At 70.3% G+C, this 13,353-nt stretch carries 12 protein-coding genes and 1 pseudogene; 2 read left to right on the top strand and 11 right to left on the bottom strand.

Annotated features, from left to right (window positions below):
- Positions 1 to 74 precede the first annotated feature (74 nt).
- Both ilvA and ACFPZL_RS05165 read right to left on the bottom strand, forming a co-directional pair.
- On the bottom strand, positions 75 to 1,322 hold the full coding sequence (gene ilvA / locus ACFPZL_RS05170; RefSeq protein ID WP_218114367.1) for a threonine ammonia-lyase: 1,248 nt from the start codon (positions 1,320 to 1,322) through the stop codon (positions 75 to 77).
- Positions 1,319 to 2,545 carry an AI-2E family transporter gene (locus ACFPZL_RS05165; protein WP_236021877.1) on the bottom strand — a complete coding sequence of 409 codons (1,227 nt, stop codon included), beginning with the start codon at positions 2,543 to 2,545 and terminating at the stop codon, positions 1,319 to 1,321. Before ACFPZL_RS05165 ends, ilvA begins: the two co-directional genes overlap by 4 nt.
- Positions 2,546 to 2,568: 23 nt before the next feature.
- On the opposite strand from ACFPZL_RS05165, the gene ACFPZL_RS05160 reads away from it, so the two are divergent.
- Entirely contained in the window at positions 2,569 to 3,777 is a 1,209-nt protein-coding gene (locus ACFPZL_RS05160) for a winged helix-turn-helix domain-containing protein (protein ID WP_236021876.1), read from the top strand.
- A 48-nt stretch (positions 3,778 to 3,825) separates the two neighbouring features.
- Here ACFPZL_RS05160 and ACFPZL_RS05155 read toward each other — a convergent pair whose 3' ends face one another.
- Genes ACFPZL_RS05155 through ACFPZL_RS05145 form a run of 3 tightly spaced genes read right to left on the bottom strand, consistent with a single transcriptional unit; the run spans position 3,826 to position 6,932 of the window.
- On the bottom strand, positions 3,826 to 5,220 hold the full coding sequence (locus ACFPZL_RS05155; RefSeq protein ID WP_218114366.1) for an aldehyde dehydrogenase family protein: 1,395 nt from the start codon (positions 5,218 to 5,220) through the stop codon (positions 3,826 to 3,828).
- A 36-nt stretch (positions 5,221 to 5,256) separates the two neighbouring features.
- Positions 5,257 to 5,550, bottom strand: coding sequence for a hypothetical protein (locus tag ACFPZL_RS05150; protein WP_218114365.1), 294 nt, complete (start codon positions 5,548 to 5,550; stop codon positions 5,257 to 5,259).
- The gene (locus ACFPZL_RS05145) at positions 5,547 to 6,932 is read right to left on the bottom strand and encodes an inorganic phosphate transporter (RefSeq protein WP_218114364.1); all 1,386 of its coding nucleotides are present in this window, start codon (positions 6,930 to 6,932) and stop codon (positions 5,547 to 5,549) included. Before ACFPZL_RS05145 ends, ACFPZL_RS05150 begins: the two co-directional genes overlap by 4 nt.
- Before the next feature lie 181 nt (positions 6,933 to 7,113).
- Here ACFPZL_RS05145 and ACFPZL_RS05140 point away from each other — a divergent pair, with 181 nt between their 5' ends.
- Entirely contained in the window at positions 7,114 to 7,377 is a 264-nt protein-coding gene (locus ACFPZL_RS05140; RefSeq protein ID WP_218114363.1) for a mycoredoxin, read from the top strand.
- A gap of 18 nt (positions 7,378 to 7,395) precedes the next feature.
- On the opposite strand, the gene ACFPZL_RS05135 is transcribed toward ACFPZL_RS05140, so the two are convergent.
- From ACFPZL_RS05135 to ACFPZL_RS05110, 6 genes and pseudogenes are all read right to left on the bottom strand, one after another.
- A complete protein-coding gene (locus tag ACFPZL_RS05135; protein WP_218114362.1) occupies positions 7,396 to 8,430 on the bottom strand; it encodes a 6-phosphofructokinase in 1,035 nt (344 codons plus the stop codon).
- 116 nt (positions 8,431 to 8,546) lie between these two features.
- Entirely contained in the window at positions 8,547 to 10,670 is a 2,124-nt protein-coding gene (locus ACFPZL_RS05130) for a DEAD/DEAH box helicase (RefSeq protein ID WP_218114361.1), read from the bottom strand.
- Positions 10,671 to 10,914: 244 nt separating this feature from the next.
- Positions 10,915 to 11,868 carry a bifunctional riboflavin kinase/FAD synthetase gene (locus tag ACFPZL_RS05125; RefSeq protein ID WP_218114360.1) on the bottom strand — a complete coding sequence of 318 codons (954 nt, stop codon included), beginning with the start codon at positions 11,866 to 11,868 and terminating at the stop codon, positions 10,915 to 10,917.
- Positions 11,868 to 12,326, bottom strand: coding sequence for a hypothetical protein (locus ACFPZL_RS05120; RefSeq protein WP_236021874.1), 459 nt, complete (start codon positions 12,324 to 12,326; stop codon positions 11,868 to 11,870). The genes ACFPZL_RS05125 and ACFPZL_RS05120 overlap by 1 nt, the downstream gene beginning before the upstream one ends.
- 44 nt (positions 12,327 to 12,370) lie before the next feature.
- Positions 12,371 to 12,727, bottom strand: a complete 357-nt coding sequence (locus tag ACFPZL_RS05115) for a hypothetical protein (RefSeq protein ID WP_218114359.1) — start codon at positions 12,725 to 12,727, stop codon at positions 12,371 to 12,373.
- Positions 12,724 to 13,353: pseudogene (locus ACFPZL_RS05110) on the bottom strand (tRNA pseudouridine(55) synthase TruB); the annotation flags it as partial. The gene ACFPZL_RS05115 and the pseudogene ACFPZL_RS05110, both read right to left, overlap by 4 nt.

Below are 13,353 nucleotides of genomic sequence, written 5' to 3'. Positions count from 1 at the left end.
CATCGGAGAGGAGCTGGAATCGCGACATGGTTCCACGATCCCACCCCCATCACAAATCAATTAACAGACACGCCCTAGTAGCGCTCGCCGACTCTCACGACGTAGCCGGCGTCGCGGAGCGCCCGCACCACTTCTTGGCCGTGCTCCACGCCGCGCGTCTCGATGTGCAGCTCGAGCTCCACGTCGCTGATCGGGAGCTCCGTCGCGTGCCGCGTGTGGATGACCTCGATCACGTTCGCGTTCTTGCCCGCCACGATGGAGGCCGTGCGCACGAGCTGCCCGGGCACGTCGGGCAGCAGGATCCGCAGTTTGAGGTAGCGAGCGGAGGCCGCGAGGCCGTGCCCGATCACGCGCTGCAGCAGCAGCGGGTCGATGTTCCCGCCCGAGAGGATCGTCGCCGTGGGCCCTGCGGCCGCGATCTTCCCCGAGAGGATCGCCGCGACGCCCGCCGCGCCGGCCGGCTCGACCACGAGCTTCGTCCGCTCGAGGAGCGTGACGATCGCACGCGCGATATCGTCGTCGCTCACCGTCACGATCTCGTCGACGAACTCCCGCACCGCCGCGAACGTGGTGTCGCCCGGGCGACCGACGGCGATGCCGTCGGCGATCGTGGGCTTCGTCGAGATCGTGACGGGATGGCCGGCCTCGAGCGAGGGGACGAACGAGGCGGTGTTCTCGGACTGCACGCCGATCACCCGGAGCTCCCGGCCCGCGCTCGCCGCGTGCAGCTTCGCCGCCGCAGCGACCCCCGACGCCAGCCCGCCGCCGCCGATCGGCACGACGAGCGTCTCGATCTCGGGCGCGACCTCGAGCATCTCGAGCGCGACCGTACCCTGACCGAGGATGATCGCGTCGTCGTCGAACGGCGGGATCATGATCGCACCGGTCTTCTCGACGAAGGCGCGCGCCGCCTCCTGCGTCTCGTCGAAGGTCGCGCCCTCGAGCACGACCTCGGCGCCGTACCGGCGCGTCGCCTGCAGCTTCGGCAGCGCGACGCCGAGCGGCATGAAGATCGTCGCCGCGATCCCGAGCTCGCGAGCCGCGAACGCCACCCCCTGCGCGTGATTGCCCGCGGACGAGGCGACGACACCGAGCGCACGCTCCTCCGGGCTCAGCCGGGTCAGCTTGTGGTAGGCGCCGCGCAGCTTGTAGGCGCCCGTGCGCTGCAGGTTCTCGCACTTCAGGTACACCTTCGAGACGCCCAGCTGCTCGGCGAGGAAGCGCGAGGATTCGAGCGGAGTGTTCCGGGCGACCCGGTGCACGATGCTCGCGGCGGCCTCGAAATCGGCGAGCGTGTAGGCGTCGCTCCGGGACGCGGTCATGCGGTTCCTCCTCGTGGTTCGATGCGTGCGGCACGACGGGCTCGGTGTTTCGCGAGCCGATGCACTTTCTGCCGTTTCAGGTATTCGGCGACGGGGTCGCGATCCGGATCCCACCTGCGCTCGTTGAGCGTGTTGACGATCGCACTCGCGGCGGCTGCGAGCGGGACCGCGAACAGCGCGCCCGGGATGCCGGCGAGCAGCGCGCCCGCCGAGACCGCGAGCACGACGCCGAGCGGGTGCACGCTCACCGCGTTGCCCATCACGAGGGGCTGCAGCACGTGACCCTCGACCTGATTGACGAGGATGACGATGCCGAACATGATGATGGCGGTGATCGGGCCGTTGTAGACGAGGGCGACGAACACGGCGAGCGCACCCGTCGTGATGGCGCCGAGGAACGGGATGAACGAGCCGAGGAACACCAGGATCGCGATGGGCACGGCGAGGGGCACCCCGAGGATCGCCGCACCGACACCTATGCCGACCGCGTCGACGAACGCGACGAAGATCTGCACGCGCACGTACTGCCCGACCGACGCCCAGCCGGCCACGCCCGCCGCATCCGCCGGGGCGTGCGCCCGTGCCGGCAGGAAGCCGAGCACCCAGTACCAGATGCGCTTGCCGTCGATCAGCAGGAAGATCAGCGAGAACAGCGCGAGCAACGAGCCGGTGATGACCTGGCCCGCGGTCGTCGTGATCGCGAGTGCGCCGGTCCAGATCTCGCTCTGATGCTCGTCGATCGTGTGCATGAACTGGTCGATGTACCCGTTGACCTGGGCGGCGCTCACCCCGAAGGCGGTTTCGAGCCAGTGCAGGAAGTCGTCCCAGGCCTGCGTGGAGCGCATGGTGACGTCGCCGAGCCCGCGGCGGAGCTGCGTCACGATCAGCGTGATCAGCAGCGTCACCGAGGCGACGAAGGTCACGAGGGCCGTCACGACGCCGAGCTCGCGAGGCCAGCCGCGACGCTCGAAGGCGGCGACGATGGGATGCAGCAGCGCCGTGAAGAGGATCGCGATGATCACGGGGATCACGATGATCCGCACCTGCACGATCAGCCAGAGCAGGGCGGCGACGGCGACGCCGACGACGATGAGGCGCCACGACCAGGCGGCCGCCACGCGCATCCCGAGCGGCAGTTCGACCGCGGCGTCCTCGACGTTCTCGAGCTCGGGCGCCGGGGTCCGCGCGTGCTCGGGGACATGCGGGGGATTCTGCTCGGTCACGGACTCATCCTAGTCTGGGGTATATGCAGGAGAACCGTGCGGCAGAATCGTTGAGCGCCGCGGAAGCGCGGAGGATGGCGCTCGCCGCCCAAGGGTTCACCGGTAGTGCGCGCATGCGCCGACGACGCCCGTTCGATCCGGCGCTCGAGCGCCTGCACGTGCTGCAGATCGACTCGGTGAACGTGTTCGCCCGATCGCACTACCTGCCGGTCTTCTCCCGGCACGGCGACTACGATCCCGCGCACCTGGATCGCCACCTCTGGTCGAGCGGCGAGTTCACCGAGTACTGGGCGCACGAGGCGGCGTTCATCCCGGTGACGGACCGCCCGCTCTTCGCCTGGCGGATGCGCGACTACGCCGACCGGTACGCGCGGGACGGCCGAGCCGAACGGCTCGCACCGGTGATCGAGCGGGTCCGCGCGCTGCTCGCGGAGCGCGGGCCGCAGTTCGTGCGCGAGCTCGAGGAGGGTCCGCGCGAGCAGCGGGGGCCCTGGTGGGACTGGAGCGAGACGAAGCACGCCGTCGAACTGCTCTTCGCGACCGGCGAGGTGGTCTCTGCCGGGCGCGAGGGATTCCAGCGCCGCTACGCGCTCGCTCCGGACATCCTGCCGGACGCGGCGCTCTCCGAGGTGCCGCGGGAGGCCGCCCAACGGCGACTGATCGAGCAGGCCGCGCGCTCGCTCGGCGTCGGCACGCTGCCGGATCTCGCCGACTACCATCGCTTGAAGTCCGCAGAGGCGCGTGCCGCAGTGCGCGCGCTCGAGGAGGACGGCACGCTGGTGCCGGTCCGGGTCGAGGGTTGGAAGACCCCCTCGGGCGCGCCGCTCCCCGCCTGGCGGCATCGCGACGCCCGGCTGCCCGCGCGGCTCGCGTCGGACGCGCTGCTCACCCCTTTCGATCCGATCGTCTGGTTCCGACCGCGGGCCGAGCGCATGTTCGACTTCCACTACCGCATCGAGATCTACACGCCCAAGGAGCAGCGGCGATACGGCTACTACTGCCTGCCGCTCATGGTCGGCGGGCGACTGGCGGGGAGGATCGACCTCAAAGCCGACCGCGCCGAGCGGGTCCTGCTCGTGCAGGCGGCCTGGCGCGAGGAGCGCGCGCCGCATCGCACGGCCGGGGTCGCGAAGGATCTGCTCTCGCGGGCCGCCGCCTGGCAGGGGCTCGACACGGTGCGCACCAGCGGGGTCGGCGACCTCGCGCTGCCGGCCGCGTTCGACGCGGCCTGATGCTTCCTTACCCCGCCGAAGCCGGCGGGGTAAGGCGAGCGCGATCCGTCAGCGCAGCTTGCCGAGCCAGCCCCGGATCAGCCGCTCCTTCGCCGGGGTGAACGGGGGCATGATGGTCGGCGCCAGCGTGTCGGGCTGCAGCGGCTTCGACAGCACGGCCTTCTCGTGGCTGAACGTGCGGAAGGATCGCTCGCCGTGGTACGATCCGTAGCCGCTCCCGCCGACCCCTCCGAAGGGCAGGCCGAGCACCGAGAGATGCAGGACGGGCGCGTTGAAGGTCAGCGCCCCCGAGCTGGTCTCGCGCTCCCACCGGGACCGCACCTCGGCGCTCTCGCTGAAGACGTACGCGGCCAGCGGCTTCTCCCGGCCCGTGACGAAATCGATGGCGTCGTCGAGGTCCGCCGCTTCGACGAGGGGCAGGATCGGCCCGAAGATCTCGTCGCGCATCACGGCGGACTCCCGATCAACTCCGGCGAGCACGGTCGGCTCGAAGTACCGGGCCGCGCGATCGTGTCCACCGCCCGTCACGACCTCGCCGTCGCCGAGGTACGACACGAGGCGGTCGAACTGCGCCCCGTTCACGATCCGACCGTAGTCGGAGTTTCCCTCGATCGCCGTGCCGTAGAGCTCCGCGATCGCATCGGCTATCCGGGGCGCCAGACGGCCGAGCACCTCTCGGCGGCCGAGCACGTAGTCCGGGGCCACGCAGGTCTGCCCGGCGTTCAGGAACTTCGCCCAGACGATCCGCTTCGCGACCTCCGCGAGGTTCGCGGTCTCGTCGACGTAGGCCGGCGACTTGCCGCCGAGCTCCAGGGTGACCGGCGTGAGGTGCTCGGCCGCGGCCTTCGCGACGATGCGCCCGACCCGCCCGCTGCCGGTGTAGAAGATGTGGTCGAAGCGCTGTTCGAGCAGCGCAGTGGTCTCGGCCACGCCGCCCTCGACGACGGCGACGGCCCGACGGTCGACGTAGTCGGGCAGGTGCAGCGCGATGGCCCGGCTCGTCGCCGGAGCCAACTCGCTGGGCTTCACGACGGCGGCGTTGCCCGAGGCGAGCGCGCCGATGAGCGGTGAGAGCAGCAGCATGAGCGGGTAGTTCCAGGGCGCGATGACCAGCGCGACGCCGAGCGGCTCGGCGACGATCCGCGCGGTGGCCGGCTGCACCACGAGGGGTGCGGCGAGGCGCCTCGGCCGCATCCACTTCCCCAGTCGCGAGAGCGTGTGGTCGATCTCGGCCTCGAGAAACCCGATCTCGGTGAGCTGCGCCTCGGCTCCCGACTTCCCGAGGTCGGCGAGGAGCGCGGCCTCGAAATCGGGCGCATGCTCGGCGAGCATCCTCCGCAGCCCCTCGAGCTGGGCGCGCCGCCAGGCCTCGGGTCGCGTGAGCCCCTGCGCGAAGGAGTGCCGCAGTCCGGCGACGACGAGTGGGATGTCCGCTTCGCTCATGGTTCCACCCTATGCGCCTCGGATCCGAGCGCGGAGTCAGCCGTGGAGGGCGGGCACGATCAAGTAGATGCCCCACAGCACCCCGGCGGCGGAGAGCGCGAAGCAGGCGTAGGCCGCGATGGTCGCCCACCTGGGGCGGCCGAGATCGTCAACGTCGTCGTCCTCGTCGTCGCGGCTCGGGGCGTCGGGTTCGAAGCTGCCGTCCTCGAGCTGTCGTTTCGGCGGCGGTGTCGCGAGGAACCGGATTCCCAGCGAGTAGAGCGAGACCAGCACGCAGGCGGCGACGAGCGCCGAGACGAAGACGATGACGAAGGCGCCCCAATCGATCATCGTGCACCCCCGTTCTTCTGCTGCTTCCGCGCATGCTTGGCCGCCTTGCGCGCCGCCTTCTCGGCGGCCTCCTGCTCCGCGGCTGCACGCTTCTCCGCTTCCCGCACAGCCTTGTCGGAGAGCGCGGCGGACTGCGCGACCGGGGTGAGCGGCGGCACGGTGCCGGTCTTCGTGGGCACCTGGCGCACCTTGCGGCCGCGGATGCGAACGGCGTACCCGGACTCGGCGACGTCGGGGACCGCGATGGCGTTCGAATGGTCGACCTTGTTGCGGGCCGAGCGCCAGAAGATGAAGAGGATGAAGAACAGGCCGAGCACGGCGTCGACGATCACACCGATGACGCCGAGGTGCGCGATGGCGGCGGCGACGGCGCCGACCGCCCCGGCTGCGGGCAGGGTGAAGAGCCAGCCCGAGGCGATCCTGCCCACCGTGCGCCACCGCACGCTCGAACCGCGACGACCGAGGCCAGAACCGATGACGGAACCGGAGGCGACCTGCGTCGTCGAGAGCGCGAAGCCGAGGTGGCTGGAGGCGAGGATGGTCGCGGCCGTGCTCGTCTCCGCTGCGAAGCCCTGCGCCGGCTTCACCTGGGTGAGTCCGGCGCCGAGGGTGCGGATGATCCTCCAGCCTCCGGAATAAGTGCCCAGGGCGATCGCGAAGGCGCAGGTCACGACGACCCAGAAGGGGGGCCCGCCGCCGTCGGGTACCGCCGCCCAGACCGGAAGGTCTGCGGTTCCCGCCATCGACGCCCAGGCGACGAGCGTGAGCGTGATCACGCCCATGGTCTTCTGCGCGTCGTTCGTTCCGTGCGCGAGGGCGATCAGGGAGGACGAGGCGATCTGGGCGTACCGGAACCGGCCTCGCCCGTCCTTCTTCCCGTCATGGCGCCGCGTGATGGCGTAGGCGAGCTTGGTCGCGGTGAAGGCGACGATGCCCGCGGTCAGCGGCGCGGCCACCATGGGGATGAGGATCTTCGAGAGGAAGACTCCGCCGTTGATCGCGTGGATCCCCGCGCCGACGATGGCCGCGCCGATGAGGCCGCCGAACAGCGCGTGCGATGAGCTCGAGGGCAGTCCGTAGAGCCAGGTGACCAGGTTCCATACGATGGCGCCGATGAGGCCGGCGAAGATCAGTTCCGGCGTGATCATCACACCGCCGTCGCCCTCGTTGATGAGGCCGCCGGAGATGGTCTTGGCCACCTCGGTCGAGAGGAACGCGCCGACCAGGTTCAGAATGGCGGCGAGCAGCACAGCCGTCTTGGGCTTCAGCGCCCCGGTCGCGATCGGCGTCGCCATCGCGTTCGCGGTGTCGTGGAATCCGTTCGTGAAGTCGAAGAACAGCGCCAGCACGATGACCAGCAACACGATGAGGGTGAGTTCCACCGGCGTCTTTCGTTCGAACGGATACGTCGGCTCGCTCGCACCGACATCTCCGGTTCACCGGCGATTCACCCGCGCGCGCGTGCAGTTCATCTTCGCAATCTTCCCGCCGCCTGGTCAAGTCGGAACCGGGGTGTTCCCGATAGACTGCTGGAACTCCCGATCCCGTCTGCAGGAGGCTGAGATGAGCAACGAGTACGTGCCCGAGAACGGCACCATCACCATGTTCTCCACGGAATGGTGCAGCTATTGCAAACGGCTGAAGAAGATGCTCGATCACGAGGGCATCGGCTACACCGAGGTCGACATCGAGAGCACCCCAGGCACCGAGGATCTGGTCAAGTCGATCAACGGCGGGAACGCCGTAGTGCCGACCGTCATCTTCCCCGACGGAAGTTCGGCGACCAACCCCTCGCTGGGCGAGGTGAAGACGCGCCTCGCGGCGTAGCGCTCAGTCGCGCCGCCCTCACCCGAAGTTGAGGCGCACTTCCGCGTAGCGGTCGTCGGGCACGGTCTTCAACCGGCCCACGGCGTCGGCGAACGGGATCATCTCGATCCGATCGCCGCGCAGCGCCGCCATGGTGCCCCAGTCCTCGTGCAGGGCCGCATCGGCTCCGGCGATGCCCGTGCGGGTCGCGAGCACCCGGTCGAAGGCGGTCGGGGCGCCGCCCCGCTGCACGTGGCCCAGTACGGTCGCGCGGGTCTCGATACCGGTGCGCTCCTCGATCACCGGGGCGAGCGACTCTGCGACGCCGCCGAGTCGCAGGCGGCCGAAGCCGTCGCGGCCGTCGCGGGTAACCTGGGAGCCGTTCCCGGCGAGCGCGAAGCCCTCGGCGACGACGACAAGCGATGAGCGACCGCGATCCCGCACGCTCGTCACCCAGTCGCACACCTGATCGATCGATTCCGGGAACTCGGGCACCAGGATCGCCTGGGCACCGCCCGCCATTCCGGCGTGCAGCGCGATCCAGCCCGCGTCGCGCCCCATGACCTCGAGCACCATGCACCGGCGATGCGAGTCGCCCGTGGTGCGCAGCCGATCGATCGCCTCGGTGGCGATCGACACGGCGGTGTCGAAGCCGAAGGTGTAGTCGGTGCCGTCGAGGTCGTTGTCGATGGTCTTCGGCAGGCCGACGACGGGGATCCCGGAATCGTGCAGGATCGACGAGACCCGCTGCGTGCCGTTGCCCCCGATCAGCATGAACGCATCGAGGCCGTAGTCGGCGAACCTCGCCCGGAAGTCCGTGAGATCCGCTTCGCCGGGCCCTCCATCGAACGGTGGGACCCGGCTGGTGCCGATGAACACCCCGCCCTGGCCGGAGAGTCCGCGCACGGCCGGGCGATCCAGCTCGACCGTCTCGCCCTCGTGGAACCCGCGCCAGCCGTCGACGAAGCCGACCATCTCGAAGCCGTGCACGTCGACCCCGCGCAGCGTCGCGCCGCGGATCGCCGCATTCATCCCGGGGCTGTCGCCGCCCGAGCAGAGCACTCCGATGCGCATGCACCCCTCATTCCGAGCCGTGGAACCTTCGCTCAACCCATGCTAGCGATGGCAGGAACATCGCGGACATCCGTGTTTCCGCCAAGCCGCGGATAGAAACCGCCAAGACCGGTCGACTACCGCTGCGCGAGCGCTCCCTTCAGCACCGAGATCAGAGCGAGCAACTGCACCGGATCCGCGTCCTCCGCGGGGGCTGCGGCGCCGTCGAGCGCGCGGGCCGCGAGTCCGGCCTTGGCGTCGATCAGCTCGGCGATGCGCGCGTCGATCGTCTGCGCGGCGACGATGCGCCACGCGGTGACCGGCTCCTCCTGGCCGATGCGGTGCACGCGGTCGATCGCCTGGGTCTGCTCGGCGTCGGTCCAGCTGAGCTCGGCGAGCACCACGTCCGAGGCGGCCTGGAGATTCACGCCGACGCCCGCCGCGGTGAGCGAGCAGACCGCGACCGCGACCTCGGGGTCGTTATTGAACGCGTCGATCTGCTCCTGCCGGCTGGTCGCCGTCTGGTCGCCGCGGATCGAGACGGTGCCGAGACCGCGCTCGGCGAAGGCCGCCTCGGCGCGATCCATCACATCGATGTGCTTCGCGAAGAAGACCACCTTGCCGACCGAGCGCGCGAGCTGCGCCGCGTAGTCGGCCGCGAGCCCGGCCTTCGCCTGCCCGATCTGGCGCACCATCGTGAAGACGTTGATTCCGCTCGTGGATCCGTTCGAGTCCTCGAGCTCCTGCGCGCAGACCATCCGGATGATCGACTCGTCGCTCAACTCGCGGCCGAGCTTGCCCGCCTTGATCGTGGTGTAGCGGGCGACCAACTTGGCGGCGAGCTGCTGCTCGGCCTCGCGGATGCCGCGACCGAGATCGTCGTCGAGCTCCACCGGGAGGTCGACCACGCGCTTCGCCGGCAGATCCGCGGCCACATCGATCTTGCGCCGACGCACGATCCCCATGTCGACGACGCTCTGGCGCGCGGCCGGGTAGAACGGCGCGTCAGCGGGCGTGTAGCCGCTGTGCTCGAGCTTCGCCATGAGCTCGGGTCCGGGCTTCTCCGCATCGGCCCAGCCGAGGAATCGCCAGATCGCCCGGAAGTCGTCGATGTCGTTGATCAGCGGCGTACCGGTCAAGGCCAGCAGCAGCGGGCGTCCGCCGGGGACGCGCTCGCGGATGCGCTCGGAGATCGCCAGGACGTTGCGGGAGCGCTGCGACTGCACGTTCTTGATCATGTGCGCCTCATCGACCACCATGCCGCGGAAGCCGAAGCGGGAGATCCAGCTCAGATGGCGGTCGAGGATGTCGTAGTTCACCACGAACACGTCGGCGAAGGCGTCGATGTCATCGCCGTCGCCGTGGATGACGGTAACCCGGCGTTGCGGCGTCCACCGCTGCACCTCTCTGGCCCAGTTCATCTTCACGACGTTCGGCACGACGACGAGCAGCGGGTACGCATCCGCGACCGAGGCGGCGATCACCGACTGCGCGGTCTTGCCGAGGCCCGGCTCGTCGGCGAGCAGGAAGCTGCGGTGCCCCTCGCGCACACTCGCGAGGAAGCGCGCCTGGTGCGCCATGAGCTCGAGCCCGGGAGGGGCGAGGCGATCCGGCACCGGCGGCTCGGGAAGCTGCATGCAGGCGGACCCTCCCCCGCCCTGCTCGAAGGACTTGAGCAGCGGGCCGAGCAGTTCCCAGTTGGCGAGCCGCACGACAGGGGTCGGCTTTCGCGTACTGGTGGGGTCGGGCGCCAGGAACGGGTTCGCGAGGATCCGCGCATCGATGCCCTGCGGCTCGACCTGCCGCTCGGCCAGCTCGGCCGGCACGATCGCCTTGGAGGGCTCCGGCTCCGGCTCGGCATCGGCCAGCTCGATGCCGGCTTGCGCGATCATCTTGCGCTTGAGCATCCGTGCCGCTTCGCTCACCGGCGCGGCCGGCTCGAGCAGCGTGATCAGGCTCGTGTCGCGGGCCGCCGTCTTCGCGAGGATCGACGCGACCCCGTCGAGGCGCTTGAGCGTCTCCGCCCGCTCAGCGTCGCCGACGCTCTCATCGGTCTTCACCCTGGCGCGCTCCTCGCGCATCAGCAGCGCGATGACGTGGAACTTCGTGCGGTTCGCCGGGCTCGCCTTGCCACGCTGCGCCGAAGCCTCGACCTCGCGGACGGCACGGGCGAGCAGCGGGATGATGCCCTCGTTGTGGGTGTGGCGCTTGCGGGCCTGGCCGCGGGACCTGCCCGCTCGAGTGGCAGTCGTGGTTGCCATGGATCTCCTGATCGGCGTGTGCACGGCCCGTGAACGGGGCTGCGGGATCCACCCTCCGGCCCTGTTCGCTCGGCCTGACGACGTGCCTGACACGGCGGCGCGAGCGGTGGACGCGGGTGCGATCCGTCTCCATGCTAGCAGTACGCGCCGAGTGGATGCCGACCGCGGTCGGCGTACGGCGCGGCCGGGTCCGGCGGAGCCGCTGCGCGGCGGCCACGGAACTCTGGCGCTGCGACCTCGGGGACTATTGCGACGAATCCTGGCCCAGCAGAATGACCCGGGTCTGTCGGACGTCCTCCTGGATCCGCTCGATCAGCGCGTCGATCCCGGAGAAGGCCACCATGCCGCGCAGGCGCTCCGCGAAGCGCACCTCGATCTCCTCGCCGTAGATGTCGCCCGAGAAGTCGAGCAGATTCGCCTCGACCCGCGCGGGGCCGTCCGCGCCGAACGTGAGGTTCACACCGACCGAGATCGCCGCCTCGTACTGCCGTCCGCCGACGATCGCCCATCCGGCGTAGACGCCGTGCGCCGGCACGAGCCCCTCGATGGGATCACCGAGGTTCGCCGTCGGGAAACCGAGTTCGCGCCCGCGCGCATCCCCGTGCACGACGATGCTCCGCACCGACACCGGCCCGCCCATCATGCGGGCGGCGACGTCGACGTCTCCCTGCAGGATCGCCTCGCGCACCCGAGAGGAGGAGACTCGCCCCAGCTCGGGATCCTCGACCTGCTCGAGCACCTCGACCGTGAACCCGAGACGCTCGCCGCTCCGCTCGAGCAGGGCCGCATCGCCCGCGCCCCCGTGGCCGAAGCGGAAGTCCCGGCCGAAGCTCAGATGCCTCGCGTGCAGCGTGTCGACGAGGATGCGGGCCATGAACTCCTCGGCGGGGACCGCGGCGAGCGCCTCGTCGAACGGGACGATGACGCACGTCGTGGCGCCGGCGCCGGCGAGAGCGTCGATCCGCTGCTGCGTGCTCATGATCGGCACCGGGCAGATGTCGGGGCGCAGGAGGCTGAGCGGGTTGTTCTCGAAGGTGAAGACCACGGGTTCGAGCCCGCGCTGCTCTGCCGCCTCGGCGATGCCCCGGACGAGCGCGCGATGACCGAGGTGGACGCCGTCGAACTTGCCGATCGCGACGGCGGTGCCGCCTGCGAAGGCGTCGGCCGGGATCGCATCGAGCGAACGATAGACGCGCATCAGCGGACCGCCTCCGTCCCGGCGAGCCTTGCACGGCCGTCGCGCGTGCGGTGCAACCAGATCATCCCGAGCACGGGCAGCACGAGGGGCACCAGCAGGTAGCCGGCCCCGAACCACGACCACACCGACGGATGCGCGAAGAGACCCGGGTGGGTGAAGCTCAGCGTGCCGACGATCAGCACCCCTGCGAATTCGAAGATCAGCGTGACCCACGCCACGGTCCGCCAGACGCCGGTGCGCTTCAGGAGCGCGACTGTGGCGACGATGTAGACGACTCCGGAGACTAGGGAGAGGGAGTAGGCCAGCGGGGCCTCGTCGAACTTCGAGACGATCTGGTAGATCGCGCGGAGCGTGGCGGCGAGCGCGAGGATCAGATAGACGGTGATGAGGACGCGCCCCAGACCGCTCGTGCGCGGTGCGGGGTCCGTCGCCGCGGCGTCCAACTCGATTTCTGGCACGCGTTCCAGCTTACCGCGCCCGGATGGGCTCGGATGCCCCCTGGTCAGCCCCAGATGACGAGCATCCGGTAGAGCATGACCGCCACCGAGACGTGGACCACGAGCAGCACGAGGTTCGCGCTGCGCTTGCGGTCGACGAGCGCCCAGAAGCCGGCGCCGAACGGCAGCGCCGCAGCGACGATCAGGTACATCCAGAACTCGAGCGGGTCCCCCGCCGGAGGGTTGCCGGCGAACGGCGCGACGATCGCGACGACGATCTGGGCGAGCAGCAGCACGCTGACGAGCAGCGTGGCGCCGAGCGCGTAGTCGTTCGGCGCGCTGCGCCGAGCGAACACCGCGAGGCTCACGACGGCGGCGAGCAGGGCGACCGCGATCTGCGCGATGGCGAACCAGAGGATCATGCGGCGGACTCCGGGACGGGGAAGTTGGTGACGACGCGGGTGCGGCCCCGAACCACCTCGACGAGACCCACGAGGCGCCCGTTCGGGGCGATCGCGGCCGAGAGTTCCGCGTCGGGGTGGAGCTCGGGATCCACCCGGAGGCGCTTGCCGTGGCCCAGGTCGATCTCCTGCTGCGCATCGAGGGCGATGGTCGGGAAGAGCCGCGAGGCGACCGCGGCCGGCTCGAGGAGCGCCGCGGCGTCGACCGCTCCGTCCGCCAGTGCGGAGTTGGTCACCGCATCGGTGACGTCGAAGGGGCCGACCTCGGTACGCCGGAGCGCGGTGAGGTGGCCGCCCACGCCGAGCTCGGCACCGAGGTCCCTGGCGAGTGCGCGCACGTAGGTGCCGGATGAGCAGCGCACGGTCGCGTCGAGGTCCAGGATCTCGACGGTCTCGCCATCGCTGCCGATGACGGTCTCCGCGCGCAGTTCGCCGGTCTCGAAGGCGCGGATCGTCACGGACCGCTTCTTCAGCTCGACCGACTCGCCCGCGCGCACGCGGTCGTAGGCGCGGCGCCCGTCGACCTTGATCGCGCTCACCGCGCTCGGAGCCTGCTGAATCGGCCCGGTCAGGGCGGCGACGGCGGC

The sequence above is a fragment of the Leucobacter soli genome, assembly GCF_042659205.1.
Taxonomy (GTDB): domain Bacteria; phylum Actinomycetota; class Actinomycetes; order Actinomycetales; family Microbacteriaceae; genus Leucobacter; species Leucobacter soli.
The sequence above is the reverse complement of the archived record's forward strand: the minus strand, read 5'-3'. Positions and strand labels throughout refer to the sequence as shown.